Origin of the sequence: Pandoraea soli (genome assembly GCF_902459595.1) — a bacterium.
Taxonomy (GTDB): Bacteria; Pseudomonadota; Gammaproteobacteria; order Burkholderiales; family Burkholderiaceae; genus Pandoraea; species Pandoraea cepalis.
In genome coordinates this window covers 332,651-345,438 of sequence record NZ_CABPSG010000003.1, presented here as the reverse complement: position 1 = coordinate 345,438, position 12,788 = coordinate 332,651, and the positions used below count along the sequence as shown (strand labels likewise).

Here is a 12,788-nt window from a genome sequence, read left to right as displayed (position 1 = left end):
CATGCTCGATGAAGTCGGTAAGGTGGGCCGGTATCTGGGGCAGGCCATGCGTCTGATGGTCGGCCTGCCCGACTACGACACCTATGTCACGCATATGCAGGCCACGCACCCGGATCAGCCGGTCATGAGCTACGAGGCGTTCTTCCGGGAGCGGCAGGAAGCGCGCTACGGCGGCAAAGGCGGCGGACGATGCTGCTGAGACATCGTCGGCCTCGTTAGCCTTGTCAGCCCAGAAAGTGAGAACGCCCGGTGAAAACTTCACCGGGCGTTTTTTCATGGGCCGAACCGTACCGCGCTCACATCACTTTTGCGCAACGCGAGTGAGCGCCGCTGCGGCGATAGCGATCGAAGACCTGGGCGACGACGCGTACCAGCAGGCGTCCCGCCGGCAAGATGCGCAGGCCGTGGGCGTCGATGGCCACGAGGCCATCGGCCGCCAGTTCGGCCAACTCGCCCAGCTCGCTAGAAAAATAGCTGACGAAGTCGATCGCGTAAGCCCGTTCGAGGGGCGCGAAGTCCAGCGACATGTGGCACATCAAGCGCGAAATGACGTCGCGCCGGATATGGTCGTCTTCATCGAGTCGCACGCCACGCGCAATCGCGAGTCCGCCGGCATCGATGGCTTCGTAATACGATTTCAGGGTCTTGGCGTTCTGCGCATAGCTGTCCCCCACGCGGCCGATGGCCGACATGCCCACGCCGACCAGATCGCAATCGGCGCGTGTGCTGTAACCCTGGAAGTTGCGATGCAGGCTGCCGGCGGCCTGCGCACGGGCGAGTTCATCGTCGGGCCGCGCGAAGTGATCCATGCCGATATAGACATAGCCCGCTGCGCTCAGACGGGTAATGATCGTCTGCAACAGCGCCAGCTTTTGCGGGCCGTCCGGCAGGGCGTCGGGCAGGCAACGCTGCATCTTGAACTGTTGCGGCAGATGCGCGTAGCTGAAGACCGACAGGCGCTCCGGCGCCATCTCGATCACGGCGTCGAGCGTATTCGAGAACGACTCGGGTGTTTGATACGGCAGACCGTAGATCAGATCGAAGTTGACCGACCGGAAACCACAGCTTCGCGCGGCGTCGAGCGTCGCTTCGACCAGCGCGCGCGGTTGCACGCGATGAATCGCGGCCTGGACACGGGGATCGAAATCCTGCACCCCGATGGACAGACGATTGAACCCGAGCGCGCGCAAGGCGCGAATTGACGCCGGGCCGGCACTGCGTGGGTCAATTTCGATGGCGTACTCGGCGCTGTCGTCGAGCGTCATCACGAAGTGGCGGCTGATGGCCTCGACAAGCGAGGCGATCTGTTCCAACGACAGGAACGTTGGTGTGCCCCCGCCCCAATGCATCTGCGCGAGCCCGCGGCCGGCGCCGAGCAGCGACGCCTGCCGCGCGATCTCCGTATGCAGGCGCTCGACGTAAGCCTGCGCGTGAGCGCGATTGTGCGTGACGATCTTGGTGCACGCGCAGTAGAAGCACACCGTGTCGCAGAACGGTACGTGGACGTACAGCGAGAGCGGTTTGCCGGTGCGCTTGGACTGCGCGGCTGCCCGCGCATAGCCGTCGGCGCCGAAGTTGTCGCGGAATTGCAGCGCCGTCGGATACGAGGTGTAGCGCGGCCCGCTCACGTCGTAACGGGCGAGCAGTTGCGCATCGAAGTGAATCGGCGCGGACGGGACCGCGGCGTTTCGCGGCGCCGGACGCGCGCCGCATCGTGATTGCCCGTGGCCTTCGGACGACGCCCGCGACGTACAGCCGGGACACGGCGTACCGGCATGCGGTTCGCTGGGGGCTGCGGCGTTGGCGCAAGGCGTCGACGAAATGCGGAGCGTAGTCATGACGCAGCCTGTAACAGTAGGTGACACTGGACTGTAGCGTCGCAGAGAACGCCGCGCCCTGACCTGCGTCAAACACCCGGCTCACAACGTTGAGTGATTTCCCGCATTCGTCGCGGATCCCGGTGCCCGGCGGCGCGTGTCACAGGGCGGTCATGCACCAAAATCGTTGCCACGTCAGGCAAATTTCGGCTGCCTACGGTAAGCTAGCGCCTTATTGAAGTCTCCCCGCCGTGTCGACAGCCTTGGCGGCACGCACGGCCCACCCCGGAACGATCCGGAGCGGGGGGCCGACCGGTGCCCGCAGATACGCGCAGCGCCGGTGAATGGCCGGCCCGCCCATGCTTGTCCTTGCCAGTACGACGCGGCACATCACGATTGGAAACACTATGGATCGTCTGCAATCGATGCGCGTATTCGTCAAAGTGGCCGACAACGGCAGCTTTGCCCGTACGGCTGCCCAGATGGACCTGTCGGCCGCCGTGGTCACGCGGCACGTCGCCGAACTGGAATCGCATCTTGGCGTTCGTCTGCTCAACCGCACGACTCGCAGCCTGTCGCTGACCGGTGCCGGGCAGGTGTATCTCGAACGCTGCCGGCAGATCATCGACGAAGTCGACGAGGCCGACGCCCTCATCTCCAGCGCCTCACGTGATCCGAAAGGCACCTTGAAGGTCGTTGCGCCGGTGTCGTTCGGTCTGCGCAACCTCGCGCCGCTTATCAAGAAGTACCAGGAGTTGCACCCGAAGGTCGTGGTCGATCTCGCGCTGACCGACCGCGCGGTCGATCTGGTGGAAGAGGGCTACGACTGCGGCATTCTGCTCACGCGCATGATCAACAGCGAAAGTCTGATATCACGTGTGCTCGCCGAGACGCGCGTGATGTTGTGTGCGTCGCCCGCCTATATCGCAGAGCACGGCGAACCTGTCACGCCGCAGGAGCTGGGCGAGCACGGTGTGCTCGGTCTGCCGAATGACATCTGGAGCGAAGACCGTGTGTTTTCCGGCCCGGACGGCGAAGTGCGCGTGCGTGTGCAGAACAAGTTCATCTGCAACAACACGGCGCTTCTGCGTCAATCGGTGCTGCTGGGGCACGGCATTGCGTTCCTGCCGTCATACCTCGTGGGTCACGACGTGCGCGACGGCGATCTCGTCGCGCTGATGCGCAACTACTCGCAAACGCCGGTCGATGTCTCGCTCGTCTATCCCAGTCGCAAGTACCTGTCGGCCAAGACGCGCGGTTTCATCGATCTCACCGTCGAGTATTTCCGCCAGAACGAAGGCATTTCGGCGGCCGAACGCTGGGTGCCCCCCAAGATCCCGTCGCCGAGCGCACCGACCACGGGCATTTCGGTGTGAGGTAGCGCGCATCGCGACATGAAAAAACGGCCACTCCCGCAAGGAAGTGGCCGTTTTCATTGCCCGGCGACAACCGGGCGATGCCGTACTCGATCCGCTTAGAACGGCGGATCCTCGTCCTCGACGGCGGCGTTGTCCGACGCGCCGGACACTGCTTCCTTCTTGGCCGGTTTGGCTTTCGCCGCCGTTTTCCGAGCCGCCGTCTTCTTGGCCGGTGTCTTCGCCGCCGCGGTCTTCGTTGCCGTCTTGCGCGCCGGGGCCGCCTTGCCGTCAGCCTCGGCGTCGCCCGCCTTCGCCGCCGTCTTCTTCGGTGCCTTCGCTTCGAATTCGAAGCCGATGGTGCCGTCCTTCTGCTTGGCCAGATACGCCTTGAACGTGCGCCCCGTACGCGACGACTTGAAGCTCGTCAGCAGATCCGTCTTGCCCTCGGTGAGCAGCTTGTGAATCTGCTCGCGCGTGATTTCCTGCTGGAGAATCACCTTGCCCGACGTGAAGTCGCAAGTCTTCGGGCTGGCGACGGCGTTCTCGCAGACATAACGCATGCCGTGCTCGAACACGTTTCCGCCGCACTTCGGACACTTGCCGACCGGCTCCTGTCCCGTGAAATCGGGGGCTTCGCCGTCTTCGTCGCCGTTGTCCTGGCCGAAGTCGAACTCGAGCTTGTAACCCATCTCGTCGTCGGGCGAGAGCTTGAGAATGGCCGAGAACGGACGGCCCATCTTGCTGCGGAATCCCGATAGCGGTCCGATCGTCTTGTTCTTGAGCAGGTCTTCGACTTCCGGGATTTCGAACTGACGTCCGCCCGGAATCTTCGAGATCGAGAAGCTACAGTTCGTGCACGCGAAGCGCCGATAGTTCTCTTTGACCACGCTGCCGCAATGCGGGCACGGCGTGGTGAGCGTGGCGTAGTCGCCCGGGATCGTGTCCGAGTCGTATTCCTTCGCGCGCTTGACGATGGTCTGCGTCATTTGTGCGATCTCGTGCATGAACTCGTCACGCTTGAGGCCGCCGCGCTCAATCTGCGAGAGCTTGGCTTCCCATTCGCCCGTGAGTTCGGGCAGCGTGAGTTCGTCCACGCCGAGCCCGCGCAGCAGTGTCATCAACTGGAAGGCCTTGGCCGTCGGATGCAACTCGCGGCCTTCGCGCACGAGATACTTTTCCGTCAGCAACCCTTCAATGATGGCCGCCCGCGTGGCCGGGGTCCCCAGACCCTTGCCCGCCATCGCCTCGCGCCACTCGCCCTCTTCAACGAGCTTGCCCGCACCTTCCATTGCCGAGAGCAGGGTCGCTTCGCTGTATCGTGCCGGAGGCTTGGTTTGCAGGCCGACCGATTCGACCTTGTCGACGCCGACCTTCTCACCCTTCGCGATCGGCACGAGGTTCGGTTGCTCTTCCTTGCCGTCCTTGGCGTCGCCCTGGGCTTCCTTGCCGTAAATGGCAAGCCAGCCGGCGTTGACGAGCACCTTGCCCTCGGTCTTGAAGTGATGGCCCACCACTTCCGTGATCCGGGTCGTCACCTGATACTCGGCCGCCGGGAAGAACACCGCCAGGAAGCGCTTGACGACGAGGTCGTACAGCTTTTGTTCCGGCTCGGAGAGGTTCTTCGGCGCCTGCAGCGTCGGGATGATGGCAAAGTGATCGCTGATCTTGCTGTTGTCGAAGATCCGCTTGTTCGGCTTGACCCAGTCCTTGTTCAGGATCTGGTTGGCGAACTGGTGGTAGTTGTTGCTCTCCTTGAGCACGGCCATCGTCTCCTTGACGGTGGCCAGATAGTCTTCCGGCAGCGCGCGCGCGTCGGTACGCGGGTACGTCAGCACCTTGTGCTTTTCGTACAGCGCCTGCGCCAGGCCCAGCGTGTTCTTGGCAGAGAAGCCGAAGCGGCCGTTGGCCTCGCGCTGCAGGCTCGTCAGGTCGAACAGCAGCGGCGAGAGCTGCGTCGACGGCTTCGATTCTTCCGTGACCGTGCCCTGCTTGCCGCGCACCGCCGCCACGACCGACTCGGCCGCCGCAACGCTCCACAGACGCGAATCGCGCTGCTCCGGATCGAATTCGTTGCGCTTGAAGCTCGGATCGAACCAGCGGCCTTCGTAGAAGCCTGAGGCGGCAACGAAATCGGCGCGCACTTCCCAGTAGTCGCGCGACACGAACTTGCGAATCTTCTCTTCGCGCTCGACCACGATCGACAGCGTCGGCGTTTGCACGCGACCGACGGTCGTCAGGAAGAAACCACCGCCCTTGCTGTTGAACGCGGTCATGGCGCGCGTGCCGTTGATGCCCACGAGCCAGTCGGCTTCGGCGCGGCTGCGCGCGGCGTCGGCCAGCGGCAGCATGTCGTCGTCGCTGCGCAGACGACTGAAGCCGTCGCGAATCGACTGCGGCGTCATCGACTGCAGCCACAGCCGCCTGACCGGCTGCTTCGCCTTCGCGTGTTGCGCAATCAGGCGAAAAATCAGTTCCCCTTCGCGTCCCGCGTCACAGGCGTTGATCAGGACGTCCACGTCCTTGCGCTTGATGAGCCGGGTGAGCACCTTCAGACGCGACTCGCTCTTGGCGATCGGCTTGAGGTCGAAATGCGGAGGAATCACGGGAAGGTTGGCGAAACTCCACTTGCCGCGTTTGACTTCATAGTCTTCCGGCGCGCCGATTTCGACGAGGTGGCCAACCGCCGACGAGACGACGTAGTCGTCGTTCTCGAAGTACTCGTCATGCTTGGTAAAGCCGCCCAACGCCCGCGCGATGTCATTCGCGACGGACGGTTTCTCGGCAATGATCAGAGCTTTTGACATGACGTTAGGTAATGGTGAGGGGGCGTCGCCAAGCGACATTCGTTGGCTTTATAACATATAGCCAATCCGGCGTTGCCGTCGGATCGGGCACAAGGCGTGCCTGAAAGCGGCACATCATAAGCGCGTCGCAAGCCGGCGGCAAGCGTGGGACGGGAGGCACGGCCCCACGGCCGTGACGCGGCGCCGCGCGTTGCCCGATGCGCGTGCCGCCCGGCTCCGGCGGGGTTATCCGGCAAGCAGGTGCTCGCGCAGCGCGGGGGCGGCCACCGTCGTGTCGCCCAGCACATGCGCGTCGAGCATACGCTCGAGAATGCCGATGGCGGGCAGCACCGGGCCAAAAAAACGGGCCTGGCCGGCTGTCTGCCGGGCATCCTGAACCAGCAGGGTCGGAAAGTTCTCGATGTCGTGATCGTCGAGCCAGTCCGCATGCGCCTCGATATCCACCCAGACGAAGCACAACGCCGGATGACGGGCCGCCAATTGCTCGAACGCCTGCGCATACTCGCGGCAGGTGCCGCACCACGCCGCGCACAAACAGGCCACGAGACGTGTGTTGCCATCGGCCAGCGCGGTGGCCAGCGCGGAACGGTCGGCGACTGGATCGAAAACGGGCATGGTGTCGGTGATGTCGGTATCTCGGAATTGGGAGGGGGCGTAGCCGTGACCGGCGCATTTCAGGCATCGGCCTCGGCGGCTGGGGCATTCGCTAGCGTACGCCCGGGTCGGTCCGACGGGCAAACCGTCCACCGGGCAGCCGGACGATCCGGCCATCGAGTTCAAGCACGCTCAGATGCGCAAGCACGGTGGTGATCGCCAAGCCGGAGCGTCCGCAGAGGGTGTCCACGCTGACTGGATCATACCCCAGCGCTTCCAGGACCGCCGCCGTGCCCGGTGGCACCTCGGCTGGCGTTGCCATGGCGGCGTGGGCCATCGGCGGGCAACTGGCGCGCACGGCCTCGGGAATGCTGAAAAGATCGAACGCCCCGACGTCGGACGGCGGGCGCCGCGATGCACGGGCGTGTCTGCCGTGAGCGCTTTTGCGCGCATCTCTCGCGCTTGCCCCGTCTTGCATTGGGCCGGTCTCGATGGTCTGGGTGGTCGCGTCGGGCGGCGCGATGCCCAACGCTTCGAAGACGTCCTCGGGCGACGTCGCGAGCGTAGCGCCGTCTCGGATCAACGTGTGGCAGCCGCGGCTTTGCGGTGCGTGGATCGAGCCCGGCACGGCGAGCACGTCGCGACCCAGGTCGCCCGCCAGACGTGCCGTGATCAGCGAACCCGAGTGCGTGGTGGCTTCGACGACCACGGTGCACCGTGCGAGCGCGGCAATCAGCCGGTTGCGCCGTGGGAAATGATCGGCACGCGGTGGTGTGCCCACAGGAAACGCGGACAGCAAGAGGCCGCGTTTGGCGATGCGCTCGGCCAGGTCGCGATGGCGCGTCGGGTAGACGAGATCGACCCCGGTGCCCACGACGGCACAGGTGCCGCCCGCCGTCTCGAGCGCGCCTTCGTGCGCGGCAGCGTCGATGCCGGCCGCCAGCCCCGACACAACAGTCACGCCCGCATCGCCGAGCGCGCGGGCGAAGTGTCGCGCATTGTCACGTCCCTGCGGCGTGGCGCGGCGGCTGCCGACCAGCGCCGCCGCGATGGCCCCCGCGCGGTTTGGCAGACCGGCGTCGCCGCGGCAATACAGAATTGGGGGCGCGTCGCCAAGCGTCAGCAGCTCACGCGGGTAGGCCGGCTCGGACAACGTGACGACCGTACACCCGGGATGGCTGGCCCAGTCGACGGTGCGGGCGATCTGCGCGGTCAACTCGGCGGACATCGGCGCGAGCAGCCTGGTCACGAGCGTCTCCGGCAGCACGGCAGCGAGCCTGGCGCGCGACGCACGGAAGATCGCTTCAGGCACCCCGAATGCCGCCAGCAGACGCCGTACCGCAGCCGGTGGCACCCCGGGCGTGTGGCACAGCCGCAGCCAGTCCTTGATTTCCGCGCGGTCGGCCCCGATATGAGGGCTATCGCGCGTGGCGTCGGCGTGAAGGGCGCTTTCGCGGGACATGACGTCAGAACCGGCATCGGGACAGGGCTCGGCGCAAGCGGCTCGGGCGGGTCGCGCGTCGTCAGACGCCAGCGTCGAGAGGGGCGCTATGCTAAAATTTTTCATCATCCGGTAAGCATTGACCGGGGGGCCAAGGCGGACATCCCCTGCGGCGCGAGCATCGCGACGCAGCCGCCATCGCAAGATTGTGCGTTCACGGCCACTCGCAGGGCAATGCGGCGAATTCCCGTTTTCATCATGGCATTACTGACAATTCTTCAATATCCCGATCCGCGTCTGCACAAGGTGGCCAAGCCGGTTGCCAAGGTCGACGACCGGATCCGCAAGCTCGTCAAGGACATGGCCGAGACCATGTACGACGCCCCCGGCATCGGCCTCGCGGCCACGCAGATCGACGTGCACGAGCAAGTTATCGTGATGGATCTCTCGGAGACGCGCGACGAATTGCGCGTGTTCATCAATCCCGAGATCGCATGGCGCAGCGACGAGCAGAAGGTCTATGAAGAGGGCTGCCTCTCGGTGCCCGGCATCTACGACGAAGTCGAGCGCGCCGACCGCGTGCGCGTGCGTGCCCTGAACGAGCAGGGCGAGGCGTTCGAACTGGACGCCGACGGCCTGCTCGCCGTGTGCATCCAGCACGAGATGGATCACCTCAAGGGCCGCGTGTTCGTCGAGTATCTCTCGCCGCTCAAGCGCAACCGTATCAAGCAAAAGATGAAAAAGCAGGTCGAACGCACCTGAGCCGCTCCGGCGGCGCCCCGCGTGGGCGTGGCCGATAAAGTCCTCTATACTTGCAGCGCTCGCGGGCGCATGTGCCCGCTTTCTGCCGCTGCGACGGGGCGTCATCGAACGTCCGCCGTCGGGCCAACTCCCGACTGTTTGCCGAGATGTCCATCGCCATCGCTTCGTCGTCTTCCCGCACCCGCACGATCTACTGGCTGAGCGCCGCACTCCTGTTCGCCTTCCTGCTGGCGGGCCTGTTCGACCGCGACCCCTGGAAAGCCGACGAGCCGTATTCCGTCGGCATGGTGCTCAACTTCTTTCGCGGCCACGATCTGGTCGTGCCGCACGTGGCCGCCGATCCGTTCGTGGAGAAGCCCCCCGTGATGTACTGGACCGGGGCGTTTTTCGCTCGGCTGGCGTCTGGTGTGCTGCCGGTCTTCGATGCGGCCCAGCTCGCGGTGCTCGCCTGGCTGGTCATTGCGGTGATCTGTGTCGGCCGGCTGGCGCAACGCCTCTACGGCCCCGCGGATACGCACAATACGGACACGTTCAACTGGCTCGCGCCCATGCTCATGGTCGGCAGCTTCGGGGCCATCGAGAACATTCACAAACTGACGGCGGATATACCGCAACTTGCAGGCGCCGCGCTCGCGCTGGCGGCGCTGGCCCGCTTGGCCAAAGCCGAAAACTCGCCGCGCTTGTGGGGGCTGCTGTTCGGCACGGGCGCCGGTATCGCCTTTCTGAGCAAGGGCTTGCTTGTGCCCGGTGTGCTGGGGCTCACCGCGCTGACCGTGCTCGCCGTGCCGGCGTATCGCACGCGCCGCTATGCGGGCGCACTCGCCTGGGCGGTGCTGGCGTCGCTGCCGTGGCTGATCGTCTGGCCGGCGCTGTTCTGGCATGCCTCGGAGCCGCTTTTCATTGAGTGGTTCTGGGATAACAACTTCGGCCGGTTCTTTGGCTTTGTCCATCTCGGCGGGGAACGCACGACGTATGGGAGCGATCTCGCGAGCTTGATCGGTCTGACCTTCCCGGCGGGCTGGCTCGCGCTGGGTGCGCTGATCGCGCAACTGCGACAGGGCGGCGGGGTGCGGCGTTACGTGATCGATTGCCCGGAGCAGGCCATGCTCTGGCTGTACGCCGGTTTGTTCGTGGCAACGCTCGTCGCGTCGTCGGCCATTCGCGACATCTATATGTTGCCGCTCTTTCCGGCCATCGCGGTGCTGGGGGCGAACGCACGCTTGCCGGCGTGGCTCGAGAAGACGTGGTCGGGCGTGGCGCTCGTGCTCATGAGCGCGCTGGGACTGTTCCTCTGGGTGCGCTGGGGGCTGCAACTGACCGGGAACGGACACGTTGCCGCGGGCCCGATCGGCAAGTGGCTGCCCCTCGATTACGTGCTGCCATTCTCGCCGGGACTGGTGCTCGCGGCGGTTGTTGTCGCCGCGTTGTGGGTGAGCGCCATCGTGCACCGCCGTCAGCTCGGTGCCCTGGTCTTCGGTTTCGCCGGGCTGATGTTCGTCTGGGGAACGCTTTCCACGCTGTTGCTGCCCTGGATCAACGAGGCTCGCAGCTATCGCACACCGTTCGACGGACTGCGCGAGTCGCTTGCCCATGCGGCGCCACATGGCACGCCATTGGCGACCCGATGCGTCGGGTCGTACAACATCGGCGAGTCGGAGCGCGCCATGCTCGACTATTTCATCGACGTGCGTCCGGTACAGCTTCCGGATCTGGCAGAGGCGTCGCGCTGCGGCGTGCTGCTGGTGCTCGACAAGGCCAATGCCCGCATCCCCGCGCCGGACGGATGGCGCGAGATCTGGCAGGGCGGTCGTGCAGGCGATACCAATGAGCGCTTCCGCGCCTTCGTGGCGCCTTCGGCGGCGGTGGCTGCGTCCTCCGGCGCCGTCAAATAAGTTATCGCGTTCAGCACAAGGAAGTTCGTCATGTCGCTTCGCATCGTCTTCGCCGGTACGCCGGAATTCGCACAAACCGCGCTTGCCGCCATCGACGCCGCTGGCTTCCCTGTTGAGTTGGTGTTCACTCAGCCGGATCGTCCGGCAGGTCGCGGCATGAAGCTGCATGCCAGTCCGGTCAAACGGTACGCCGAGGCGCATGGCATGCCGGTGTCGCAGCCGTCGTCGCTGCGCCGTAACGGCAAGTTTGCGGAGGAAGCCGCAGCCGCCATCGAACAACTGCGCGCGCTGGCACCCGATGTCATGGTCGTGGCCGCTTACGGCCTGATCCTGCCGCAGGAAGTGCTCGATCTGCCTCGATACGGGTGCTTGAACATCCACGGCTCGCTGTTGCCGCGCTGGCGCGGTGCGGCACCGATCCATCGTGCCATCGAGGCGGGCGACGCCGAGACCGGCATCACTATCATGCAGATGGACGCCGGCCTCGACACCGGCGCGATGATTCTGCGCGAGGCCGAGCCCATCCGCCCGGACGACACCACGGCGACGCTGCACGACCGCATGGCGGCGCTTGGCGGCAAGTTGATCGTCGACGCCTTGCGTCAGCTCGCGCGCGACGGGCATCTGCCGAGTGTTGCCCAGCCCGACGCCGGGGTGACCTACGCGGAAAAGATCGCCAAGCAGGAAGCGGTGCTCGACTGGCGCAAACCCGCCGAGGGACTGGCGCGCCAGGTCCGGGCGTTCGATCCTTTCCCGGGGGCGCTCGGCACAGTGCACGACACCCCGGTCAAGCTGTGGCGCGCGTGCGCCATGGCGGGCAAGCCGGGGGCTGCACCCGGCACCGTTCTCGAAGTGAGCGCCGACGCCATCGTCGTCGCGTGTGGGGCGGGCGCGCTTCATGTGACCGAGTGCCAGAAGCCGGGCGGCAAACGTCTGCCGGTGCGCGAATTCCTCGCGGGGTTCGCACTGGCGCCCGGTGACGTTTTCACGGCAGGCCACCCGCCGGCGCAGTAATATCGACCGACTCGACTGTTCTGGTCATTGAAACCGTACGGAAAGATCGTAAAACGTCGTGGAATCGTCGGGAAATTCCGGCGAACGTCTGAAAAGTATGTAGGCGGACGCCGCTGCCGTTGAATTTTTGACGCCCGGCACCATCTAACGCCCGAGGACACGCAAAGTGCGTGGTTTCCTCGGGTCATCAAGATTTGCAGAGGAGAACACCATGTTCAATTGGATGAAGACCACCCTGCTGATGGCGGCCATCACCGCGTTGTTCATGGTGGTGGGCGGCATGATCGGCGGCAAGCAGGGCATGATGCTCGCGCTGGCGTTCGCGCTGGCGATGAATTTCTTTTCGTATTGGTTCTCGGACAAGATGGTGCTGCGCATGTACAACGCGCAGCAAGTCGACGAGACGAGCGCACCGCAGTTTTACAATATGGTGCGCGAGCTGTCGCAGCGTGCCGGGCTGCCGATGCCGAAGGTCTACCTGATCAACGAGGACGCGCCCAACGCGTTCGCGACCGGGCGCAATCCGGAGAACGCGGCCGTGGCCGCCACGACCGGCATTCTGCGAGTGCTCTCCGATCGAGAGCTGCGTGGCGTGATGGCGCATGAGCTGGCGCACGTGAAGCATCGCGACATTCTCATTTCGACGATTTCCGCCACGATGGCGGGTGCGATTTCGGCGCTTGCCAACTTCGCCATGTTCTTCGGTGGACGCGACGAGAACGGTCGTCCCTCCAATCCGATCGCGAGCATTGCCGTGGCGATTCTCGCGCCGTTGGCCGCCTCCCTGATCCAGATGGCGATTTCGCGTGCTCGTGAATTCGAGGCGGACCGCGGCGGCGCGGAAATCTCCGGCGACCCGCAGTCGCTGGCAATGGCGCTCGACAAGATTCACCGTTATGCGCAAGGTATTCCGTTCGAGGCGGCCGAGCAGCATCCGGCCACGGCGCAGATGATGATCATGAACCCGCTGTCCGGCGGTGCGATCGCGAATCTGTTCTCGACCCACCCGGCGACCGAAGAACGCGTCGCCCGACTGATGGAGATGGCGCGCACTGGGCAGTACCCGGCCTGACCTCGCGTGCCGTGTGCGCAAAAGTGAGGACTGA

The 12,788-nt window shown here is 65.0% G+C and carries 10 protein-coding genes; 6 read left to right on the top strand and 4 right to left on the bottom strand.

Going from position 1 to position 12,788, the window contains the following annotated elements:
• Window position 1: 1 nt before the first annotated feature.
• Window positions 2–199, top strand: a complete 198-nt coding sequence (locus PSO31014_RS08135; protein ID WP_150551135.1) for a YbdD/YjiX family protein — start codon at window positions 2–4, stop codon at window positions 197–199.
• A gap of 97 nt (window positions 200–296) precedes the next feature.
• On the opposite strand, the gene hemN is transcribed toward PSO31014_RS08135, so the two are convergent.
• Entirely contained in the window at window positions 297–1,838 is a 1,542-nt protein-coding gene (hemN, locus tag PSO31014_RS08130; protein ID WP_246176492.1) for an oxygen-independent coproporphyrinogen III oxidase, read from the bottom strand.
• A gap of 386 nt (window positions 1,839–2,224) precedes the next feature.
• On the opposite strand from hemN, the gene PSO31014_RS08125 reads away from it, so the two are divergent.
• Entirely contained in the window at window positions 2,225–3,193 is a 969-nt protein-coding gene (locus PSO31014_RS08125) for a LysR family transcriptional regulator (protein ID WP_150551134.1), read from the top strand.
• 98 nt (window positions 3,194–3,291) lie between these two features.
• Here the strand turns inward: PSO31014_RS08125 and PSO31014_RS08120 are convergent, their stop codons facing one another.
• From PSO31014_RS08120 to dprA, 3 genes are all read right to left on the bottom strand, one after another.
• A complete protein-coding gene (locus PSO31014_RS08120) occupies window positions 3,292–5,979 on the bottom strand; it encodes a DNA topoisomerase III (protein WP_150551133.1) in 2,688 nt (895 codons plus the stop codon).
• Between the two features lie 225 nt (window positions 5,980–6,204).
• Window positions 6,205–6,594 (bottom strand): thioredoxin family protein, encoded by a 390-nt coding sequence (locus tag PSO31014_RS08115; RefSeq protein WP_150551132.1) that lies wholly within the window; start codon window positions 6,592–6,594, stop codon window positions 6,205–6,207.
• A 91-nt stretch (window positions 6,595–6,685) separates the two neighbouring features.
• Window positions 6,686–8,035 carry a DNA-processing protein DprA gene (gene dprA / locus PSO31014_RS08110; protein ID WP_150551131.1) on the bottom strand — a complete coding sequence of 450 codons (1,350 nt, stop codon included), beginning with the start codon at window positions 8,033–8,035 and terminating at the stop codon, window positions 6,686–6,688.
• 237 nt (window positions 8,036–8,272) lie between these two features.
• Here dprA and def point away from each other — a divergent pair, with 237 nt between their 5' ends.
• The 4 genes from def to htpX all read left to right on the top strand — a co-directional run bounded on the left by def (window position 8,273) and on the right by htpX (window position 12,754).
• The gene (gene def / locus PSO31014_RS08105; RefSeq protein WP_150551130.1) at window positions 8,273–8,776 is read left to right on the top strand and encodes a peptide deformylase; all 504 of its coding nucleotides are present in this window, start codon (window positions 8,273–8,275) and stop codon (window positions 8,774–8,776) included.
• 146 nt (window positions 8,777–8,922) lie between these two features.
• Complete coding sequence (locus PSO31014_RS08100; protein WP_150551129.1) at window positions 8,923–10,668, top strand: ArnT family glycosyltransferase; 1,746 nt, start codon at window positions 8,923–8,925, stop codon at window positions 10,666–10,668.
• A 30-nt stretch (window positions 10,669–10,698) separates the two neighbouring features.
• Entirely contained in the window at window positions 10,699–11,682 is a 984-nt protein-coding gene (fmt, locus tag PSO31014_RS08095; protein WP_150551128.1) for a methionyl-tRNA formyltransferase, read from the top strand.
• A gap of 211 nt (window positions 11,683–11,893) precedes the next feature.
• Window positions 11,894–12,754, top strand: coding sequence for a zinc metalloprotease HtpX (gene htpX, locus PSO31014_RS08090; RefSeq protein ID WP_150551127.1), 861 nt, complete (start codon window positions 11,894–11,896; stop codon window positions 12,752–12,754).
• Window positions 12,755–12,788: the final 34 nt, after the last annotated feature.